Here is a 21075-nt window from a genome sequence, read left to right as displayed (position 1 = left end):
TGTTCGCGGCAGCCTTGCACGAAACTTGCTCGATCCTTGCGACAGCCCGCCTCGCGGCGGCTTGCCGGACGTTCCCGCAAGCCCGCGCGGCGGCCGGGCCGCGCCGGGGCGTGCAATTTTTACAGTGCCGGCGCGGCCGATTCTTGCCGATTTACCCGACCGCGCCAGCCATGCTTCTGTCATCGATGAACCGACCCGCCGCCGAATTCCAGCCAGCGCCGCCCGACGAGCAGGCACTGAAGACACATACCGACCGCCGCCAACTGCACCAGATCATCGCCGGGCTGACCGAGGGCGTGATCCTGGTCGAGCCGGACCAGCGCATCGTGTGGGCCAACGAGGCGGCGCTGGCCATGCACGGCGCGGCCAGCCTTGCCGAACTGGGCGCCGACGTGACCGAGTATCGCGAGCGCTTCCGGCTGCGCGACACCAACCACGACCCGGTCCGGCAGGGCCAGTATCCGATCGATCGCGTGATCAGCGGCGAGCAGTTCAGCGACGTGACGGTGGAGGTCGAATCGGCCACCGACGACCGGCTGCGCTGGGTCCACCGGATCCGCAGCCTGGTGCTGACCAACGCGGCGGGCGAGCCCGACTGCCTGGCGCTGGTGCTGCACGACGCCACCGACTGGGCCAGCGCCGAGCAGCGCTTCGAACGCACCTTCAACGCCAATCCGGCGCCCGCCGCGATCTGCCGGCTCGACGACTTCCGCTACGTGAAGGTCAACCAGGGTTTCCTCGACATCACCGGCCAGGCCAGCGAGGCGGCGGTGATCGGCCGCTCGGTCTACGAGCTCGACGTGTTCGATCGCGCCGAGCGGCGCGAGCTGGCGATCGAGCGGCTCGGCGACGGCATGTCGATCCCGCCGATGGAGGCGCTGCTGCGCCGCGCCGACGGCGGCGACCACGCGGTGATCGTGTCGGGCCAGCCGATCGACATGGGCGAGCACGCCTGCATGCTGTTCACGTTCACCGACCTGCAGCCGCGCCGGCTGGCCGAGACCGCGCTGCGCCAGAGCGAGGAGCGCTTCGCCAAGGCGTTCCGGATGGCGCCGGTGGCGATGGCGATACTGACCGCCGGCGGCTGCGAGATCCTCGACTGCAACGAGGCCTTCGCCGCCATGACCGGCCATGCGCAGCACGAGGTGCTGGGCCGCTCGGCCGAGGAGATCGGCTTGTGGGCCGAGCCGGGCATGCAGCGCGAGATCGTCGACGCGATCGGCCGCGAGGGTGCGGTGCGGATGCGCGATGCGCGCGTGCTCCGGCATGACGGCGAGCCGCGCGACTGCCTGGTGTCGGCCGACATGGTGGCGATCCACGGACAGGACTGCCTGCTGCTCGCGCTGCTCGACATCAGCGAGCGCAAGCGCACCGAGATGGAGTTGATCCAGGCCATCGAGACGGCGATGCAGGACGCCTCCTGGTTCAGCCGCACCCTGATCGAGAAGCTGGCCAACGTGCGCCGTGACAAGGCACCCGATGCCGGCGCCCAGCTCGCCGACCTGACCGCGCGCGAGCGCGACGTGTTCGACCTGCTCTGCCACGGCCTGCCCGACAAGGAGATCGCCAACCGGCTCGGGCTCGCGCCGAACACGGTGCGCAACCACGTCTCGACCATCTACAACAAGCTCGACGTGCATAGCCGCGGAGAGGCGATCGTGTGGGCGCGCGAGCGGGGTATCGTCGGCGCGGTGGAGGCCGCGGCGCCCGCCCCGACCGGGGCGCCTGCCGCGGTGCAGCAACCGGCCGCGAAACCCGCCGCCAAGGCCACCGGCGCGGCGCGCACGCCGCGCGGACGGGCCGCGCGCTGAACATCGGGCCGGTGCGAATGCACTAAAAGCGCTGGCCCATCTGCATCTGCTCGCGGCGGCCGCGCGTTGCGAAGATGGTGACTCCCCCGGCGCGCGGCCCTGGCCCGCGCGGCCGGTCCCGATGAATCCCTCAAGGAGTCGACCATGGACAAGAATCGTATTGACGGCAAGCTCAAGCAGGTGAAGGGTTCGATGAAGGAGGCGCTCGGCAAGGTGACGGGCGACCGCAAGACCGAGGCGGAAGGTGTCGCCGAGAAGACCCAGGGCAAGCTGCAGGAGAAGGCGGGCCAGACCGCCGACGCGATCCGCAAGCATTCGGACCTGCACTGAGGTTCGAGCGCCCGGCCCCGCCGCGCATGCCGCGCGGCGGGGCCGCCGGCGGCAACGGCTAAGCATTGCGAAAGGCAGGCCGCGCGAGCCGATGCGCTCCGCGTCGCGGCGGCGATTTCGATGCCGCCGCATTTTTTTCGCCTGCACTTCGCGTACAATCCGTGCTTGCCGGAGATGGCATTCCTCCGTACACAACCGCCGGTCAGCCGGCTGATGATGCCTACGCATCCTGGGTACAGGAGGTCGTAGGCCGTCTTGACGACAAGCGGCGTCCTGCCGCCCAGGTTTGATGTCCCGTCGAATCTGGAAACCATGAAAGCTTTCGAATCCGTCGAGCAAGTCGCGATGCTGCGCGCGCTCGGCCGCTGGCTCGTGCTGTCGAGCCTGGTCGGCGCGTTGGCCGGCTCTGCTTCCGCCCTGTTCCTCTACCTGCTCGATCTCGCCACCGGCACGCGCCTGGCGCATCCCTGGCTGCTGTGGCTGCTGCCGCTGGGTGGCTTCGCCATGGGTTGGGTCTACCTGCGCATCGGCAGCTCGGTGGAGGGCGGCAACAACCTGCTGATCGACGAGATCCACGATCCGGCGCGCGCGGTGCCCACCCGCATGGCGCCGCTGGTGATGATCGCCACCGTGGTCACGCACCTGTTCGGCGGCTCGGCGGGGCGCGAGGGCACCGCCGTGCAGATGGGCGGGGCGCTGGCCGATCGCGTCGCGCGAATCCTGCGCGTCGATGCCGAGACGCGGCGCATCCTGTTGATGGCCGGCATCGCCGCGGGTTTTTCCTCGGTGTTCGGCACGCCGCTGGCGGGCGCGGTGTTCGGGCTGGAGGTGCTGGCGATCGGCCGCCTGCGCTACGACGCGCTGTTTCCCTGCGTGGCGGCGGCGATCGTCGCCGACCTGGTGTGCCGGCTGTGGGGCATCCACCATCCCGTCTACCCGGTGCCCTACGTGCCGCCGATGGGCCTGGCCACGGCCGGCTCGGCGATCGTCGCGGGTGTCGCCTTCGGCGTGGTGGGCATGCTGTTCGCCGATGCCACGCACGCGCTCGGCGCGCGCTTCAAGCGCTGGATTCCCTACGGGCCGCTGCGGCCGATGGCAGGCGGCGTGCTGGTGGCGCTGGCCGGCAGCGTGCTGGCCGTGCCGCAATATCTCGGACTCGGCATTCCCACCATCGAGGCGGCCTTTCGCGGGCCCTTGCCGGTCTACGACTTCGCCGGCAAGTTCGGCTTCACGGTGCTCACGCTCGCGGCCGGCTTCAAGGGCGGCGAGGTGACGCCGCTGTTCTACATCGGCGCGACGCTCGGCAACGCGCTCTCGCACCTGCTCGCGCTGCCCTTGCCGGTGCTGGCGGCGCTCGGTTTCGTCGCGGTGTTCGCGGGCGCGGCCAATACGCCGATCGCCTCGACGATCATGGCGATCGAGCTGTTCGGCGCGCCGATCGGGATGTTCGCCGCGCTGGCCTGCGTGATCGCCTACCTGTTCTCGGGGCACACCGGCATCTATCGCGCGCAGCGCATCGGCCATGCCAAGCATCCCTGGCTCAGCGCGGGCGGGCGGCTCGCCGACGCGGCGCTGCGGCGGCCGGCGACGGAGCCCAAGCGGGAGAGCGAGCGTGAGCCGGCCTGAGGCGGGGCCATGCCGTTCGATGCTGAGGACTGCAGGGTAAATCGGCACCGGCGGCACCGGCGGCGAAGTTCGCGCGAGGCAGCCGGCGCGAGCGCATCGACGCCGGAGCCGGGCCTGCGGCTGCCGCCGGCGCCTTCGAGGCGTCAGCCGGCGCGACCCGCGCGACCCCGGCCCGGCCGCGTGCCGGCCGCCGCGCGCGCGGCGTCGCCGGTGGCGGGCAGGGCGCGCCAGGCCACCCAGGCCAGCGCGCCGAGCGCCGGGAACACCAGCACGCTGCCCTCCGGGCCGACCGTGCCGCCGCTCAGCCAGACCGGGCCGATCGCATGGCTTTCCAGCAGGCTGCTGCCGGGTACCAGCCCGCTGTTGGGCGCGCCGAACAGGAAGGATTCCGACCAGTCCCAGGTGGCGTGCACGCCGAACACCCACCACAGCGAGCCGGTGCGCCAGATCGCCAGGCAGGCGACAAAACCGTAGATCACCACCGGCACGATGCCGGCCATGTTCTCGCCGTGGTTGGACATGTGCGCGAGCCCGAAGGCGAGCGAGGTCAGCACGGCGGCCGCGGTCGGCGGGATGCCCTGCGCGAGGCGGAAGAACAGGTAGCCGCGGAACGCGAGTTCCTCGGCGGCGGCCACCAGCGCGAAGGCGAAGGCCCACATCAGGCCCGCTTCCAGGGCCGCGGCCAGGCTCATGCCGGAATAGGCGAGCGTGGCGCCGCCGGTGGCCACCAGCAGCGCCATGATGGCCGATACCGCGGCCAGCCCGCAGGCGCCGCCGAGCAGCAGGTGCTGCAGGCGGCGCGGCGCGCGCAGGCCGAAATCGAGCCAGGCGCGGCGATCGATGCGGCTCATCACGCGGGTGGCGACCAGCACCGCGCCGCACATCGCCAGTTCGAACACTACCTGGTGCGCGGCGCTCACTTCGCCCTGCAGGCGGAACGGCAGGCCGAGGCGGCGCGCGAGCCAGTCCGCGCCGGCCATCAGCACGGCGACGATCGCGGCATACAGCAGCGCGGCCCACCCCGTGCGCAGCCCGACGGGGCCGAACCACAGACGGCTGAAACGCGCGAACGTCGGGGGGCGGGATCGGTCGGTGGTCATCACGTCTTTCACCGGGTCATGTCCTCGTCTTTGAATGGATGTCGAAAACGGTAATGGATAAGCCTTGTAGGCTTTTTGAAGGCACTTTATGCCTGTCCGCGAGTTACCGTGATTATGTGGATCATCCGCGATGAATGGTATAGGCATGTGAAAATCGTCAATGCGCCGCTCTGTCTTACTGCCGGTTCCGGATGCCGGTCGAGTGCGCGGCGTATCGCTCGAAGCCATGATGGGACTGGCCGGCAAGGTGTCGCGAGATTGTCGGTGAGATTTGGCCGACCGACAAAACGACACAAAAAAATATTTCGGGAAAGGCCGGGAGTATTGTCGAGAGCGTGTCGCCATGAAGCGCTTGGCGCGGATTTTGAAGCAGTGAAAGCCGCTTGAAAAAATCGCATGACGATTTCCCGGCGAAACGGTGGACGATTCGATTGAATTCGAAAAGAGATGGAAAGCGAGTCGAAAGTCGGCGACTCGCGAGAATGCCGAATCAATGCGCGAGGCAGCGAGGACTGCGAAGCATCGACGGCCATGAAAAACGGGGCGGCAGCTTTCGGCTACCGCCCCGTGGCGAGTACGCGGTAATGCGAACCCGCGCCTACTTCGCGACCGTATCGCGTACCAGCGGCTGCACGTGGCCGTCGGCACCGGCGGCCACGCGGGAGCCGAGCCGGTCGATGCCGTAACCGCCGGTCTGCTCGATCAGCCCCTTGGCGAGCTCGAGCGCCTGGCGCTCGAACAGGCGCCGGTAGACGCCGCCCTCGATGCGGATCAGCGCGTCGTGATCGCCTTCCTCGATCACGCGGCCGCGATCGAGCACCAGCAGGCGGTCCAGCGAACGCACGGTCGACAGCCGGTGCGCCACCACGATGGTGGTGCGCCCCACCATCAGCCGCTCCATGGCCTGCTGGATCAGCAGCTCGCTCTCGCTGTCCAGGCTCGAGGTGGCCTCGTCGAGGATCAGGATCGGCGCGTTGGCGAGGAACGCGCGCGCGATCGCCACGCGCTGGCGCTCGCCGCCCGACAGCTTCACGCCGCGCTCGCCGACCAGCGTGTCATAGCCTTCCGGCAGCTCCGAGATGAAGCCGTGCGCGCTGGCCAGCGTCGCGGCGCGGATGATCTCGTCGCGCGTCGCCTCGGGGCGCGCATAGGCGATGTTGTCCGCCAGCGAGCGGTGGAACAGCACCGGCTCCTGCTGGACGATCGCGATATGGTTGCGCAGCGATTCCTGCGTGACCTTCGCGATGTCCTGCCCGTCGATCAGGATCCGGCCGCCGTCGATGTCGTAGAGCCGCTGGATCAGCTTGATGAACGAGGTCTTGCCCGAGCCCGAATGGCCCACCAGCCCGATCCGCTCGCCCGGCGCGATGCGCAGCGAGAAGTCCGAGTACAGCGGCGCGCTGCGCGGCCCGTAGCGGAAGGTCACGCGATCGAAGCGGATCTCGCCGCGCGTGATCGCGATCGGCCGCGCGTCGGGCGCATCGTCGATGCCGAGCGGCTGGCGTTCCAGCGCCACCAGTTCCTCCATGTCGTTGACCGAGCGCTGCAGGTTGCGGATATGCATGCCGATGTCGCGCAGGTAACCCTGCAGCATGAAGAACATGGTCAGCGCGAAGGCGATGTCGCCCACGCTGGCGCGATCATGCGACCAGAGCCACAGCGCCGAGCCCAGGATGGCCGCCTGCATCAGCACCAGCAGGGTGCCCTGCAGGCCGCCGCTGAGGGTGCCGCGGATCCAGGTGCGGCGCGTGCGCAGCCGCCACTTGCCGATCACCCGGCCGATGCGCGCTTCCTCGCGCGTCTCGGCGCCGAAGGCCTTGACCACCGCGTTGCAGCTGACCGAATCGGCCAGCGCGCCGCCCAGCCGCGTGTCCCAGGCATTGCCCAGGCGCGCGGCCGGCGCGATCACGCCCAGCGAGAGCCCCACCGTGATGGCGATGAACAGCAGCGAGCCCGCGCCCACCACCAGCCCCATCACGGGCCAGTGCCAGCCGAGCAGCAGGGTGGCGCCGCCGAGCATCACCACCGAGGGCAGCAGCGCCACCAGCAGCGTGTCGTTGAGCAGGTCGAGCGCCCACATGCCGCGCGTGATCTTGCGCACCGTGGAGCCGGCGAAGCTGTTGGCGTGCCAATCGGTGGAGAAGCGCTGCACGCGATGGAAGGCGCCCGCCGAGATCTCGCTCATCATGCGCAGCGTCAGCACGATGATGTTCATGAACATCGCCTGGCGCAGCAGGGTGGCGGCGATGCCCAGCGCGATCAGGATCGTGAACGCGTGCAGGGCGGCGCTCCAGGCCGCCGCGCGGTCGGTCAGGCCGAGCGAGACCGCGTCCACCAGCTTGCCGGCGAACAGCGGGGTGAGGACGTCGCCGAGCGCGGCGAGCAGGGCGAACAGGGCGACCGCGAGGGCGCGCGCGGGTTGGCGGCGCCAGTGGCGGAACGTGAAGCCGAGCACGTCGTTGAACGGCCGGCTGCCGTGACGATCGGTGTGTTGGATCATGTGTCGTGGCCTGGTCGCATTGTGTGCGCCAGGACTTGTCAATTGTCGGTAACGAACGGGTCGTCGATGCCGCCGGGCTCGTCGAGGCAACGAAACCAGGCGGCGGCGCGAACGCAAAGGCACGACGCTCGCGCGGGGCGATACAGGAACGGACGACCGGGAGAACTGCGGACGGACGGGCCTCGGAAGCCCGTCGCGTGCAAGGGACCTAGCAGGTGCCTTGTCGGACGGCGTTCGGGAAGCCACTCGTGGATGGCATGTGATGCATCATCTCTGACCTCCCTTGAACGTGAATGGATGGAGCGTGGATGGGAAACGCGCGGGGCAGGCGCCGCTCGCGCTGGACTACGACTTTCTTGGGGCGACATTTTGCCCCATGACCGCGATTGTAAACACAGGCGGGAGGCGCTGCCAAGCGTCGGCTGGGGCTTGTGTTGCCGATGCGACACGCGGCGTCGCCGCGCCGCCGTTCGCCTGCCTTGGGCGCTGCGTGCGAGGTATGGGACAATCCGGCCCTCGAATTCCCGCATCCCCGCATCCCGCATCCACCGAAAAGACCCACATCACGATGAGCACCTTCCAGCAGGGCATCCTGGCGCCGCTTCCGTCGGCCAACCGCTATCTCTCGTTCCAGACCGCCCGCGCCGAGGACGTCGTGCGCGCGCTCGGCGCGCTGCGCGAGGCGATCGACACGGCGCACACGGTGGTCGGCTTCGGTCCCTCGCTGGTGCAGGGGCTCGACCGCAAGATCGATGGGCTCAAGCCGTTCCCGGATATGTCGAAGCCGGGCGCGCCGGTGCCGTCCACCCAGGTGGCGCTGTGGATCTGGCTGCGCGGCGAGGATCATGGCGAGATCACGCTGCGTTCGCGCGCGATCGAGAAGCTGCTGGCGCCGGCCTTCGTGCTCGACAGCGCCGCCAATGCGTTCCGCTATGCCGACGATCGCGACCTGTCCGGCTACGAGGACGGCACCGAGAATCCCGAAGCCGAGGAAGCCGTGGAGACCGCCTTCGTGAGCGGCAAGGGCCCGGGCCTGGACGGCGCGAGCTTCGTGGCCGTGCAGCAATGGGTGCACGATTTCCCGTCGATGGAGGCGATTCCGGGCGATGAGATGGATCGCATCGTCGGCCGCCGCAAGTCGGACAACGAGGAGCTGGAGGACGCGCCGGCCTATGCGCACGTCAAGCGCACCGAGCAGGAGAGCTTCACGCCCGAGGCCAAGGTGCTGCGCCGCTCGGCGCCGTGGGCCGACGAGCGCCGCGCGGGCCTCTATTTCGTCGCCTTCGGCCACTCGTTCCGGGCCTTCGAGGTGCAGATGCGGCGCATGGTGGGCGCCACCGACGGCGTGCTCGACGGGCTGTTCCGCTTCACCCAGCCGATCACGGGCGCGTTCTTCTGGTGCCCGCCGGCGGGTGAGGACGGCAAGCCCGATCTGTCGGCGCTCGGCATCTGACGAGGCGGGCGGGGCGGCGTCGCCCCGTGCCAGGGACACACCGCGCGACCAGCTTGCATGCCTGGTCGCGCGGATTTTTCATGCCGGTGCTTCAGCGCAAGGTGGTTTCGATGCGCGTGCCGCGCTTGATGAACAGCGTGAGCGGCGTCTTCTCGGCGATCTCGCCGAGCCGCGCGCGCTGCGCCTCCTCCAGCTCGCCGTCGACCGTGATGGTGCGACGCACGTATTGCGCGCCGTCGCGGTCCGCGTGCAGCTCGGCATGCGCGTGCAGCTTCACGGCCGGCCATTCCTTGCGCTGCATGTACATGCGCAGCGTCGCCACGGTGCATTGGCAGAGGCTCGCCAGCAGCAGCTCGTAGGGCGCGGGGCCGGCGCCGCGGCCGCCCTCGCGTTCGGCCTCGTCGCCCTGGAAGCGATGGGCGCCGGCCTGGATGTCGACGAGATAGTTCGGGGCATCGGCAGCCAGCTCGGCTGCGGCGTGGATCAGGGGCATGGCATTCCTCGGTTCGTCGTGATGCGGTGATGCGGCGATGGGTTCGGTGCTGGCTTCGGCGAGCGGCGCATCGCGGTCGGCCGGATTCGCAGCCCGCGATGCGTGCTCGCGCCCTCGAAGCATAAACGTCTTGCCGCCAGGATGTGGTGTCGCTGCCGGCCACGGCGCGGCGGCGGCCGTTCCAGTTGCCGCCACCTCAGCCACCTCAGCCACCTCAGCCACCTCAGCCACCTCAGCCGCCTCAGCCGCCTCAGCCGGCTTCGTCCTCGCCAACGGCACCGGCCTCGCCGGTGGCCGCCTCGCGCACGATCTGCGCCACCCGCTCGCGAAACCAGCGATGCGCGCCGTCGCCGTCGCGCGACTCGTGCCAGTAGGCCTGGATCGCATAGGGCTTCACGCGCAGCGGCAGCGGCCTGACGACGATCGGCAGCAGCGCCGCCATGCGCCGCGCGTAGGAGCGCGGCAGGGTCAGCAGCAGGTCGCCCGCCGCCGCGATCTGGCAGGCCGCGAAATAGTGCTGGCAGACCAGCTGGATGCGGCGAAAGCGGCCGTCGGCGGCCAGCAGGACGTCGAGCGAATTCGGCTCGCCGAGCGGCGAGACCGTCACATGGCGCGCCGCGAAATACTCGGCGCGGCGCAGCGGGCCCTGCGTGAGCGGATGATCGCGGCGCAGCACCACGGCGAGCGCGTCGTCGACCAGCGGCTCGCGCACGATCTGCGGCCCGGTCGGCACGCGCCGGTCGATCGCCAGGTCGAGCTGGCCGCCGGCGATCTCGCGGCCCACCTCGGCCAGCACGATGCGCCGGCTGACCACGGTGATGCGCGGCGCCTCGCGCGCGAGCCGCTCCACCAATTGCGGCAGCGCGATCGACTCGAGCACGTCGCGGATGCCCACCACGAAGCGCTGCTCGAGCGTGGCGGGATCGAACCTCGCCTGTGCCTGCGCGGCCGCCTGCAGGCCCTTCAGGTGTCGCTGCACCTCGCCGATCATGGCGCGGGTGCGCTCGGTGGGCGTCATGCGATTGCCCTGGCGCACGAACAGCGGATCGTCGAAATGCGCGCGCAGCCGGTTCAGCGCGTGCGTGACGGCGGGCTGGGTCAGGTGCAGGGTGCGCGCGGCCGCGCTGATCCCGCCATGGCTGTGGATCGCGTCGAGCACGCGGAACAGGTTGAGGTCGAGGCGCAGGTCGGAGCTCACGGGGCGGGCGGCCGGCGACGGGCCGCAGCGGGCGAAAGGGAAGCCAGCATATTAATCCCTTTGATGACCTGACATGAAGAACATTCATTTCATCGATCGGCGGGATCGGCGTAGATTGAGTGCCACTTCAACCGGAACGATGCCATGGACTTCACGCCGACCGCTCGCAGCCAGGATTTCGCCGACCGACTGAGCCGCTTCATGCGCGACGAGATCGCGCCCGCCGAGGCGCACTATGCCGCCGAACTGACCGGCGGCGCCGACTGGCGGCAATGGCGCCAGCCGCCCGTGATGGAGGCGCTCAAGCAGAAGGCGCGCGCCGCCGGCCTCTGGAACCTGTTCCTGCCCGAGGCCGAGCACGGCGGCGCGGGGCTGTCCAATGCCGAGTACGCGCCGCTCGCCGAGATCATGGGCCATTCCTTCATCGCGCCCGAGGTGTTCAACTGCAACGCGCCCGACACCGGCAACATGGAGGTGCTGGCGCGCTACGGCACGCCCGGGCAGCAGGCGCGCTGGCTCGCGCCGCTGCTGGCCGGCGAGATCCGCTCGGCATTCTGCATGACCGAGCCCGAGGTGGCCTCGTCGGACGCCACCAACATGCGCGCCACCGCGACGCCCGACGGCGACGAGTTCGTGCTGAACGGCCGCAAGTGGTGGTCGACCGGGATCGGCCATCCGCATGCGCGGGTCGCGATCTTCATGGGCCTGACCGATGCCGGGGCGGAGCCGCATCGCCGCCACACCATGGTGATCTGCCCGCTCGACGCGAAGGGCGTGCGCATCGAGCGCATGCTGCCGGCCTTCCATCATTACGACGAGCCCTCGGGCCATGGCGAGGTGGTGTTCGACCAGGTGCGGGTGCCGGCCTCGAACGTGATCCTCGGCCCCGGGCGCGGCTTCGAGATCGCCCAGGGCCGGCTCGGGCCGGGCCGCATCCATCACTGCATGCGCGCGCTGGGCGCCGCCGAACGCGCGCTGGGCCTGCTGTGCGAGCGGGCCGCCTCGCGCACCGCGTTCGGCAAGCCGCTGGCGGCGCTGGGCGGCAATGCCGACATCGTCGCGAACCTGCGCATGGCGATAGACCAGGCGCGCCTGCTGACGCTGAAGGCCGCCTGGACCATCGACACGCAGGGCGTCAAGGCAGCCTTGAGCCTGATCTCGCAGATCAAGGTGGTGGTGCCGGCGGTGGCCCAGCAGGCCGCCGACGCGGCGATCCAGATCCACGGCGGCGCGGGCGTGTCCGACGACGTGCCGCTGACCCACCTGTATGCCTATGCGCGCGTGCTGCGTCTGGCCGACGGGCCCGACGAGGTGCATCGCGGAGTGGTCGCCAAGCTCGAGTTCAAGCGCCAGGCCGGTGAGCAGGCGAGCCGTCGCGCGGGAGCCGCGGCATGAGCGCGCCGATCGACGGCGCCCGCGAGGTGCGCGACGAGGACCGGCTCGACGCGGCAAGGCTCGACGCATTCCTCAAGGCGCAGGTGCCCGGCCTGGCAGGCACGCCCGAGATCCGCCAGTTCCATGGTGGCGCCTCGAACCTGACCTACCTGCTCGGCTATCCCGATCGCGAGCTGGTGCTGCGCCGCCCGCCGGCCGGCGCGAAGGCGGGCTCGGCCCACGACATGCTGCGCGAGGCCGCCGTGATGGCCGCGCTCAAGCCAGCCTATCCCTACGTGCCCGGCATCGTCGCGCGCTGCGACGACGCCTCGCTGATCGGTTCGGAGTTCTACGTGATGGAGCGACTGGCCGGGGTGATCCTGCGGCGCGACCTGCCGCCCGAGCTCGGGCTCGACGCGGCCGGCACGCGGCGGCTCTGCGAGAGTTTCGTCGAGCGGCTGGTGGAGCTGCACGCGGTGGACGCCTCGGCGCCGGCGATCGCCGCCTTCGGCCGCGGCGAAGGCTACGTGGCGCGGCAGGTGAGCGGCTGGCGCGAGCGCTGGCAGCGCGCGCTGACCGACGGCACCGATCCCGCCGAGGACGTGACGGGCTGGCTGGAGGTGAACCGGCCGGCGCGCGACGGGCGGCTCTGCGTGATCCACAACGACTACCGCTTCGACAACGTGGTGCTCGATCCGCGGGACCCGCTGCGCATCGTCGGCGTGCTCGACTGGGAGATGGCCACGCTCGGCGATCCGCTGATGGACCTGGGCGGCTCGCTCGCCTACTGGGTGCAGGCCGACGACGAGGCGCCGTTCCGCGCGATGCGCCGCCAGCCGACCCACGCGCCCGGCATGATGACGCGCGCCGAGCTGGTGGCGCACTACGGCGAGCGCACCGGCACCGAGATCGGCGGTTTCGCCTTCTACGAGGTGTTCGGCCTGTTCCGGCTGATGGGCATCATCCAGCAGATCTACCGCCGCTACGTGCTCGGCCAGACCACCAACCCGGCCTTCGCGGGCTTCGGCGACGCGGTGCGCTACCTGACGCTGCGCTGCCGCGCGCGCATCGAGGCGGCCAGAGCGTGGCGATGAGCGAGATCTTCCTGATCCGCCACGCGCAGGCCAGCTTCGACGCGGCCGACTACGATTGCCTGTCCTCGCGCGGCGAGACCCAGGCCGGCAAGCTCGGCGCCTGGATGGCGGCGCGCGGCGGCCGGCCCGGCGCGATCTTCACCGGCACGCTGCGCCGCCACGCGCAGACGGCGACGCTGGCCGCGCGGGCGGCCGGCATCGAGCCGCCGATCCGCGTGCTGCCCGGCCTCGACGAACTCGATTCCGACGAACTGGTGGCGCGCCTGCGACCCGAGCTGGCCTCGCGCGAGGCGCTGCTGGCCGAGCTGGCCGCCTCGGGCGACCCGCGCCGCGCGTTCCAGGCGCTGTTCTCGGCGGCCGTGGCGCGCTGGACCTCGGGCCAGGCCGACGGCGACTACACGCTCGCCTGGCCGGCCTTCCGCGCCGCGGTGCTGGCGGCCTGGGACACGCTCGCCAAGGAGAGCGCCGAGGAAGTCTGGGTGGTGTCCTCGGGCGGCCCGATCGCCGTGATCGCCACCCTGCTGGCCGGCGCCGACCCGCAGCGGGCCTTCGATTTCGCCTGGCCGCTGGTCAATACCAGCGTGTCGCGGATCCGCACCGGCCGGCGCGGCGCCCAGCTCGTCACCTACAACGCGTGGCCGCATCTCGATACCGCCGCCGACGCCGCGCTGGTGACGCATCGCTGATGCCGACGCGATCGTCCCTCGGCTGCATGCCGTGCAACGCGCCGCCGCTTCGTGCGCGCGGCGCGTGCCGCTGCCTTTTCCGTCAACTCCATCGGAACATCCCACGATGACTGCACCCAATCTGTTCGACCTGTCCGGCAAGATCGCCGTCGTCAGCGGCGCGAGCCGCGGCATCGGCGAGGAGGCCGCGCGCCTGCTGGCCGCCTTCGGCGCGCACGTGATCGTCGCCAGCCGCCGTATCGACGACTGCCGGCGCGTGGCCGAGGCGATCGTCGCCGACGGCGGCTCGGCCGAGGCCGCCGCCTGCCATATCGGCGAACTCGAGCAGATCGAGGCGCTCTACGCCGCGATCGACGCGAAGCATGGCCGGCTCGACGTGCTGGTCAACAACGCGGCCGCCAATCCCTATTACGGCCCGATCGTCGACACTGGCGTCGATGCGTTCCAGAAGACCGTCGACGTCAATATCCGCGGCTACTTCTTCATGTCCTCGCACGGCGCGCGCCGGATGGCGGCAAATGGCGGCGGGGCGATCGTCAACGTGGCCTCGGTCAACGGCGTGATCCCCGGCGACAAGCAGGGCATCTATTCGATCACCAAGGCCGCGGTGATCTCGATGACCAAGGCCTTCGCGATCGAATGCGCGGCCGACGGCGTGCGCTGCAACGCGCTGCTGCCGGGCCTGACCGACACCAGGTTCGCCTCGGCGCTGACCAAGAACCCGGCCGTGCTCGAGCAGGTGCTGGCCCACGTGCCGATGCGTCGCGTCGCGGCGCCCTCCGAGATGGCCGGCGCGATCCTGTTCCTGGCCTCGGGCGCGTCGAGCTACACCACCGGCGCGGTGCTCAACGTGGACGGCGGATATCTGTCGGTATAGTGGCGACGCGCGGCGCGAGGGCGCCGCATGCGGACAACAGCAAGGAGGAGAGAACCCATGACGACGATCGGAACCCCGCGGCTGGCGGGCAAGTGCGCCTGGATCACCGGCGCGACGGGAGGGCTGGGACGCGCGATTGCGACGCGCATGGCCGAGCACGGCGCGAAGCTGTTCCTGACCGACGTGGCCGCGCAGCGCGAGGCGCTCGAGGCGCTGGCCGCGCAGCTCAACGAGGCGGCCGGCGCGCGCGTGGCCTGGTCGGCCGAGCAGGACGTGCGCGACGACGCGCGCTGGCAGGCACTGGCCGCTGAGGCCAATGGCGCGATGGGCGCGCTGTCGGTGCTGGTCAACAATGCCGGGATCGGCTCGCTCGGCACGGTCGAGCAGATCGAGCAGAAGGAGTGGCGCCGCGTGATGGACGTCAACGTCGAGAGCATCGTGCTGGGCGTGCGCCATGCGCTGCCGTTCCTGCGCGACAGTCAGCCGGCCTCGATCATCAACGTGTCCTCGGTGGCAGCCTTCAAGCACGAGCCCGAGTACACCGCCTACAACGCCTCGAAGGCGGCGGTGGCCTCGCTAACCAAGTCGATCGCGGTCGACTGCGCGCGCAAGCAGACCGGCGTGCGCTGCAATTCGCTGCATCCCTCGTTCATCCGCACCGGCATCGTCGAGCCCTTCTTCGCGCAGCTCGGCGAGAGCGCGGCCACCCGCAAGCTGGTGCGCGGCGTGCCGATGGGCCGCCTGGGCGAGCCCGACGACGTCGCCTACGCGGCGATCTACCTGGCCTCGGACGAGAGCCGCTACGTGACCGGCGCCGAGCTGGTGATCGACGGCGGCCTGTGCGCGATGTAAGCGGCGGCGCGCCTGCGTAGCGTGCATCGCCTGCATCGCCCGCATCGCGCACCGCCATCCAATCCACCCGCTGCCGGGCGCGTTCGCGCCGGGCGCCGCAGTCGAACAGTCAAGCCGAGGAGGCACGATGTCCGCAACCCTCAACCGCCAGTTGCGCCTGAAGGCGCGCCCCGAAGGGCGCGTCGGCGCCGAACATTTCTCGCTCGTCGAAGCGCCGCTGCCCGAACTGGGCGAGGGCGAGGTGCTGGTGCGCGTGCTCTATCTGTCGATGGACCCGACCAACCGGGTCTGGATGAGCGACATCCCGCAATACCTGCCGCCGGTGGCGATCGGCGAGACCATGCGCGCGCTCGGCCTCGGCCGGGTGGTCGCCTCGCGCGCCGACAAGTTCGCGGTCGGCGACCTGGTGCAGGGGCTGGTGGGCTGGCAGGACTATGCCCACGTGCTCGCCGACGAGGTGCCCAGGCTGACCCGGCTGCCCGAGGTGGGCCTGCCGCTGCCGACCCTGCTCGGCGCCTGCGGCATGAGCGGCCTGACCGCCTATTACGGACTGACCGACATCGCGCCGGTGCAGCCGGGCGAGACCCTGGTGGTGTCGGCGGCGGCCGGCTCGGTGGGCTCGATCGCGGGGCAGATCGGCAAGATCCAGGGCGCGCGCGTGGTCGGCATCGCCGGCGGCCCGCAGAAGTGCCGCTACCTGACCGAGACGCTCGGCTTCGACGCCGCGGTCGACTACAAGGCGCCCGACTTCAAGGCCGCGCTGAAGGCCGCCACGCCCGACGGCGTGCACGTGAACTTCGAGAACGTGGGCGGCGAGGTGATGCGCGCCGTGCTCTCGCGCATGGTGATCGGCGGGCGCGTGGCGCTGTGCGGCGTGATCTCGAACTACAACAACAACGGCCGCGCCGGCGACGATTTCGGCACGGTGATCTCCAAGCGCCTCAGCATGCGCGGCTTCCTGATCCTCGACTACCGCAAGAATCGCGAGGCCGTGCAGCAACTGGCCGCCTGGTTGAGCGAGGGGCGCATCAAGGCCGAGGAGACCGTCGCCGAGGGGCTGGAGAACGCACCCGAGGTGCTCAATCGCCTGTTCGACGGCAGCCATGTCGGCAAGCTCGTGCTGCGTGTGGCCGAGGACGCCTGAGGGCCGCGCCGCCGAGAGGCAAAAAGAAGGCAAAAAAAAGCCACGGATTGCTCCGTGGCTTGCAATTCCCAGTCAAGAGGGGGGTATGACTGGAGGTCTGGCCGCCTCTGATCACCGTGTACCGGGGTGGCCGGAAGATGATCACGAGACAGACTTCATTCTTCTGCTGCGCCGCCGTAGAGTCAATTTCGCGCGATTAAGCGTGATTAACGAGGCTTACGGAGTCTTGCGCCCGAGCGGCGCGTTTGCATCCCTCGACCTTCCTTCCCGATCCCTCATCGCCCGCGGCGCCTGATCCGCGCGCTCGCGCGGGCATTTCCCTCGATGACGAAATCTATTCATGAATCTTTCGAAGTCCGTGCTTGTTGTTACATTCTGAAATGATATAACATATCCGAGTGCTGCTTCTTCCGACCCCGAGCTCCTCTCTCTCGGCCCGGTCGCGTGGATGACGTCGAATCGATACGGCGAACCACGGATTCGCGATGATACGTTATAACGTCGCGCGAATCAGCCGGCGGCGCATTCCGGCTCATTTCACGACAACCACCTTCATCATGCGCGACTCCGCCCGTTTTCGATCCCTGTCCGCCGCGCGCGGGCTGCCTCCCCTGACCCTGATGTTCGTCGCCAGCCTGGCCTATGCGCAGTCGGCGGCGAACGGCGCGACGGGCTTGCCTGCCGCGGTGCCCGCCATCGCCACGCCCACCCCCACGCTGGCGCCGGTGTTCGTCACGGCGAACCCGATCGGCGACACCGAGCTGATCTCGCCGACCGCCTCGATCGGCGGCGACGCGCTGGCGCTGCGCCGCGCCGATTCGCTGGGCGCCACGCTCGACGGGCTGCCGGGCGTGTCGACCACCACCTACGGGCCGATGGTGGGCCGCCCGATCATCCGCGGCATGGACGGCGACCGGATCCGGCTGCTGCAGAACGGCGTGGCCGCCTTCGACGCCTCCTCGCTGTCCTACGACCACGCGGTGCCGCAGGACCCGCTGACGGTCGAGCGCGTCGAGATCGTGCGCGGGCCGGCGGCGCTGCTCTATGGCGGCAATGCGATCGGAGGGGTGGTCAACACCATCGACAACCGGATTCCGCGCGAGGCGATCAAGGGCGTGTCGGGCGCGGTCGACGCGAGCTACGGCGGCGCCAACGACGCGCGTGCCGGCGCCGCGCTGGTGGAGGGCGGCAACGGCCGCTTCGCGTTCCACGTCGATGCCTTCGATCGCGAGACCAGCAAGCTGCGGATCCCGGGCTTCGCGCATTCGGACCGCCAGCGCGCGCTCGACGGCCCCGACGCGAGCGAGGCTTCGGGCAGCATCCCCAACAGCGACGGCCGTTCGCACGGCGGCGCGGTCGGCGGCGCCTACACCTGGGCCGACGGCTACGCGGGCCTGTCGTACAGCGGCTTCGAATCGAACTACGGCTCGGTGGCCGAGAGCGACGTGCGGCTGCGCATGCGCCAGCAGCACCTGGCGGCCTCGTCCGAGATCCGCAACCTGTCCGGCCCGATCTCGCAGCTCAAGTTCGACTTCGGTTATACGGACTACGAACACAAGGAAATCGACAACGGCGAGACCAGCACCACCTTCCGCAACCACGGCTACGAGGCGCGCATCGAGGCGCGCCATCGCAAGATCGGGCCGTTCGAGGGCGCGTTCGGCATCCAGGTCTCGCAGAACACCTTCTCGGCACTCGGCGACGAGGCCCTGGTGCCGACCACCCAGACCACCAACGTGGCGCTGTTCGGCCTCGAGGAATGGCAGGCCACCCAGGCGCTGAAGTTCAGCCTCGGCGGGCGCATCGAGCACGTCAAGCTCGATCCGACGCCGGCCGGCAACGAGCGCTTCGCCGGCGCGAGCGGCCACAGCTTCAATACCGGCAGCGTCTCGTTCGGCACGCTCTACAAGCTGAACCCGGTGTGGTCGCTGGCCGGCAGCGTGTCCTACACCGAGCGCGCGCCGACCTTCTACGAGCTCTACGCGAACGGCCCGCACGACGCGACCGGCCAGTACCTGATCGGCGCGCCCGGCGCGCAGAAGGAGAAGGCGGTCTCGACCGACCTGTCGCTGCGCTACGCGGCCGGTCCGAACAAGGGCAGCATCGGCGTGTTCTACACGCGCTTCTCGAACTACCTGACCGAGTTCAACACCGGGCGCCTGGTCGACGACGACGGCGAGGTGGTCGCGCCCGGCACCGACGACGCGCTCAAGGAAGCCGTCTACCGCGGCGTGCGCGCCGAGTTCTACGGGCTCGAATGGGAAGGCAAGTGGCGCGCCTTCGAGAAGGGCGCGCATCGTCTGGACATCGAACTGACGGGCGACTACACGCATGCGCGCAACGCCGAGACGGGCGAGCCGCTGCCGCGGATCTCGCCGCTGCGCGCTTCGCTGGCGGCCGACTACGGCTACGGGCCGTTCGGCGCGCGCGCGCAGCTCACCCACGCCTGGGCCCAGCATCGCGTGCCCGACAACGACCTGCCCACCGACAGCTACACTTCGCTGGGCCTGGTGCTGAGCTATCGCTTCCATGTCGGCTCGACCCATTGGTTGGCCTACGTGCGCGGCGACAACCTCACCAACCAGGAGATCCGCTACGCCAGCTCGGTGGTGCGGGATATCGCGCCGGAAGGCGGGCGCAGCGTGATGGTGGGCCTGCGCACCACCTTCTGATCCCGGCCCGCGCGTCGAGGAAGGGCTCGAGCCCGCTTTGGCGGGCGCCCGGACTTAGGTAAGATGGCAGCCGCCGAAGACGTACCGAAGGCGGATCGCGGCAGCGCATGTCGCGCACGCGGTGGTTTCACCGCGCGCGCCACGTGCCTGGCCGTTCCACAGGGCCTCTTATTCCGGGATAAAAACATGAAGACACGAGACGCGTTGCGCGCGGGCGTGGCCGCGCTGCTGCTGGGCGGCGCCACGGCGGCGCTGGCCGCGCCGCTCTGCCAGACGCAGACGCAGGGCAGCCACAAATCCAAGCTCTGCATCGAGCAGACGCCCTTCAAGCACGACTACTACACGCTGTGGGTCGACGACGCGCCGGTGTTCATGCTGCCCGACGACTACGTCGAGAACGTCTCGCTCACCCACACGGTGCCCGAGGACGACAGCAATGAATTCCCGCTCTCGAAGCAGGGCATGCGAACCGTGACGATCACCGGCGGCTGCCACCCGCTGACCGAGACGCAGGGCAAGGGCGGCGAGGCGGTCAGCGTCGAGACCGGGCGCGTGTGCTCCTTCGTGTGGGGGCAGCAGGCGGTGGTCAAGGACATGCAGTTCAAGTTCGACTAGATCGACTCGTTCGACCGGGCGCCGGCGCGACGGCGCAAAAGACACAAGGGCACGCGGATCCGATCCGCGTGCCCTTGTCGTTTCCGGCCCCGTGGCCGGGCGTGCGCGGCCGGCTCAGCCGTTCTGGTCGGCGCGCGCGAAGATGTCCCAGCTCGCCATGAACAGCGCCGCCACCAGCGGCCCGATCACGAAGCCGTTGATGCCGAACAGCGCCATGCCGCCGAGTGTGGAGATCAGCACCACCCAGTCGGGCATCTTGGTGTCCTTGCCGACCAGGATCGGGCGCAGCAGGTTGTCGACCAGGCCGATCACGCCGACGCAGAAGGCCACCAGGATCACGCACTTCCAGATCTGCCCGGTGACCGCGAAGTAGACCGCGGCCGGCGCCCACACCAGCCCCGCGCCGATCGCCGGCAGCAGCGACAGGAAGGCCATCAGCGCGCCCCACAGCAGCACGCCCTCGATGCCGAGGATCCAGAAGATCAGGCCGCCCAGCGCGCCCTGCACGATCGCCACCGCGATGTTGCCCTTCACCGTGGCGCGCACCACGGTCGTGAACTTGGTCAGCAGCAGTTGCTTGTGATCCTCGTCGAGCGGCAGCGCGCGGCGCACGCGCCGGCCGATCTCGCCGCCGTCGCGCAGCAGGAAGAACACGAGGTAGAGCATGATGCCGAAGCTGACGATGAACTGGAAGGTGTTCTGGCCGATGCTGAACGCCTGCGCGGCGACGAACTGGCTGATCGCGGCCGCGCCGTCGGTCAGCTTCTTCTGGATCCCGGCGATGTCGGTCAGCCCGTAGCTGTGCAGGATGCGCTGCAGCGAGGCGGGCAGCGCGTGGACGATCTCCTGGAACCAGCCCGTCATGTTCGGCTGCGCGGCCTTGATCTGCTGGTAGGCGAAGGCGATTTCCTGCACCAGGGTGCCGGCCACGAAGGTCAGCGGCAGGATCACGATCAGCACGATCAGCGAGAGTGTGACCAGCGCGGCGAGATTGCGGCGCTTGCCGAAATGCGCGGCGAACCAGCGTTGCACGGGCTGGAACAGGATCGCCAGGATCGTGCCCCAGAAGATCGCGCCGAAGAAGGGCACGAGAATCCAGCAGAAGCCGATCGTGACGATCGCCAGCAGCAGGTGGAAGAATTTTTGGTGGTCTTTGCCGCTTTCCATGTGGTCGCTCGGACGGCCCGGTTGGGCGAGGGCGCCTGCGCGCCTTCGCTGCTAAATTTCGAATTCCCGCGAGTATGCCTGCA

17 protein-coding genes and 1 riboswitch are annotated in these 21075 nt (G+C 69.7%); of the genes, 12 read left to right on the top strand and 5 right to left on the bottom strand.

Going from position 1 to position 21075, the window contains the following annotated elements; genetic code table 11:
- Nucleotides 1-185: 185 nt before the first annotated feature.
- The 3 genes from BM43_RS09945 to BM43_RS09935 all read left to right on the top strand — a co-directional run bounded on the left by BM43_RS09945 (nt 186) and on the right by BM43_RS09935 (nt 3767).
- A complete protein-coding gene (locus BM43_RS09945; protein WP_105851088.1) occupies nt 186-1811 on the top strand; it encodes a helix-turn-helix transcriptional regulator in 1626 nt (541 codons plus the stop codon).
- A gap of 144 nt (nt 1812-1955) precedes the next feature.
- Nucleotides 1956-2141 (top strand): CsbD family protein, encoded by a 186-nt coding sequence (locus BM43_RS09940; RefSeq protein ID WP_013690973.1) that lies wholly within the window; start codon nt 1956-1958, stop codon nt 2139-2141.
- 161 nt (nt 2142-2302) lie between these two features.
- Nucleotides 2303-2371, top strand: a riboswitch (Fluoride riboswitch).
- A gap of 82 nt (nt 2372-2453) precedes the next feature.
- Entirely contained in the window at nt 2454-3767 is a 1314-nt protein-coding gene (locus BM43_RS09935) for a voltage-gated chloride channel family protein (RefSeq protein ID WP_036055695.1), read from the top strand.
- Nucleotides 3768-3910: 143 nt separating this feature from the next.
- On the opposite strand, the gene BM43_RS09930 is transcribed toward BM43_RS09935, so the two are convergent.
- Nucleotides 3911-4867, bottom strand: coding sequence for a CPBP family intramembrane glutamic endopeptidase (locus BM43_RS09930; RefSeq protein ID WP_045577447.1), 957 nt, complete (start codon nt 4865-4867; stop codon nt 3911-3913).
- A 598-nt stretch (nt 4868-5465) separates the two neighbouring features.
- Entirely contained in the window at nt 5466-7367 is a 1902-nt protein-coding gene (locus tag BM43_RS09925; RefSeq protein WP_036055696.1) for an ABC transporter ATP-binding protein, read from the bottom strand.
- Nucleotides 7368-7935: 568 nt separating this feature from the next.
- Between BM43_RS09925 and BM43_RS09920 the strand changes: the two genes are divergently transcribed.
- Nucleotides 7936-8820, top strand: a complete 885-nt coding sequence (locus tag BM43_RS09920) for a Dyp-type peroxidase (RefSeq protein ID WP_036055697.1) — start codon at nt 7936-7938, stop codon at nt 8818-8820.
- Between the two features lie 91 nt (nt 8821-8911).
- Here BM43_RS09920 and BM43_RS09915 read toward each other — a convergent pair whose 3' ends face one another.
- Together BM43_RS09915 and BM43_RS09910 are read right to left on the bottom strand one after the other, a co-directional pair.
- Nucleotides 8912-9313 carry an OsmC family protein gene (locus BM43_RS09915; protein WP_013690968.1) on the bottom strand — a complete coding sequence of 134 codons (402 nt, stop codon included), beginning with the start codon at nt 9311-9313 and terminating at the stop codon, nt 8912-8914.
- Nucleotides 9314-9563: 250 nt separating this feature from the next.
- A complete protein-coding gene (locus BM43_RS09910; RefSeq protein ID WP_036055698.1) occupies nt 9564-10511 on the bottom strand; it encodes a LysR family transcriptional regulator in 948 nt (315 codons plus the stop codon).
- 144 nt (nt 10512-10655) lie between these two features.
- On the opposite strand from BM43_RS09910, the gene BM43_RS09905 reads away from it, so the two are divergent.
- The 8 genes from BM43_RS09905 to BM43_RS09870 all read left to right on the top strand — a co-directional run bounded on the left by BM43_RS09905 (nt 10656) and on the right by BM43_RS09870 (nt 19825).
- Complete coding sequence (locus BM43_RS09905; protein ID WP_036055699.1) at nt 10656-11906, top strand: acyl-CoA dehydrogenase family protein; 1251 nt, start codon at nt 10656-10658, stop codon at nt 11904-11906.
- Entirely contained in the window at nt 11903-12979 is a 1077-nt protein-coding gene (locus tag BM43_RS09900) for a phosphotransferase family protein (protein ID WP_036055700.1), read from the top strand. The genes BM43_RS09905 and BM43_RS09900 overlap by 4 nt, the downstream gene beginning before the upstream one ends.
- Nucleotides 12976-13665, top strand: a complete 690-nt coding sequence (locus BM43_RS09895) for a histidine phosphatase family protein (protein ID WP_036055701.1) — start codon at nt 12976-12978, stop codon at nt 13663-13665. The genes BM43_RS09900 and BM43_RS09895 overlap by 4 nt, the downstream gene beginning before the upstream one ends.
- A 106-nt stretch (nt 13666-13771) precedes the next feature.
- Nucleotides 13772-14542, top strand: coding sequence for an SDR family oxidoreductase (locus BM43_RS09890; protein ID WP_013690963.1), 771 nt, complete (start codon nt 13772-13774; stop codon nt 14540-14542).
- A gap of 57 nt (nt 14543-14599) precedes the next feature.
- Nucleotides 14600-15394: an SDR family oxidoreductase gene (locus tag BM43_RS09885; RefSeq protein WP_036036876.1), complete on the top strand. Its 795-nt coding sequence runs from the start codon at nt 14600-14602 to the stop codon at nt 15392-15394.
- 127 nt (nt 15395-15521) lie between these two features.
- Nucleotides 15522-16538 carry an NADP-dependent oxidoreductase gene (locus BM43_RS09880; protein WP_036055702.1) on the top strand — a complete coding sequence of 339 codons (1017 nt, stop codon included), beginning with the start codon at nt 15522-15524 and terminating at the stop codon, nt 16536-16538.
- 557 nt (nt 16539-17095) lie between these two features.
- Complete coding sequence (locus BM43_RS09875; RefSeq protein ID WP_042286620.1) at nt 17096-19210, top strand: TonB-dependent receptor; 2115 nt, start codon at nt 17096-17098, stop codon at nt 19208-19210.
- A 186-nt stretch (nt 19211-19396) separates the two neighbouring features.
- A complete protein-coding gene (locus tag BM43_RS09870; RefSeq protein ID WP_017920515.1) occupies nt 19397-19825 on the top strand; it encodes a hypothetical protein in 429 nt (142 codons plus the stop codon).
- Nucleotides 19826-19939: 114 nt separating this feature from the next.
- On the opposite strand, the gene BM43_RS09865 is transcribed toward BM43_RS09870, so the two are convergent.
- Nucleotides 19940-20992, bottom strand: coding sequence for an AI-2E family transporter (locus BM43_RS09865; RefSeq protein ID WP_036036879.1), 1053 nt, complete (start codon nt 20990-20992; stop codon nt 19940-19942).
- Between the last annotated feature and the right edge of the window lie 83 nt (nt 20993-21075).

This window comes from Burkholderia gladioli (genome assembly GCF_000959725.1).
GTDB lineage: Bacteria > Pseudomonadota > Gammaproteobacteria > Burkholderiales > Burkholderiaceae > Burkholderia > Burkholderia gladioli.
The sequence above is the reverse complement of the archived record's forward strand: the minus strand, read 5'-3'. Positions and strand labels throughout refer to the sequence as shown.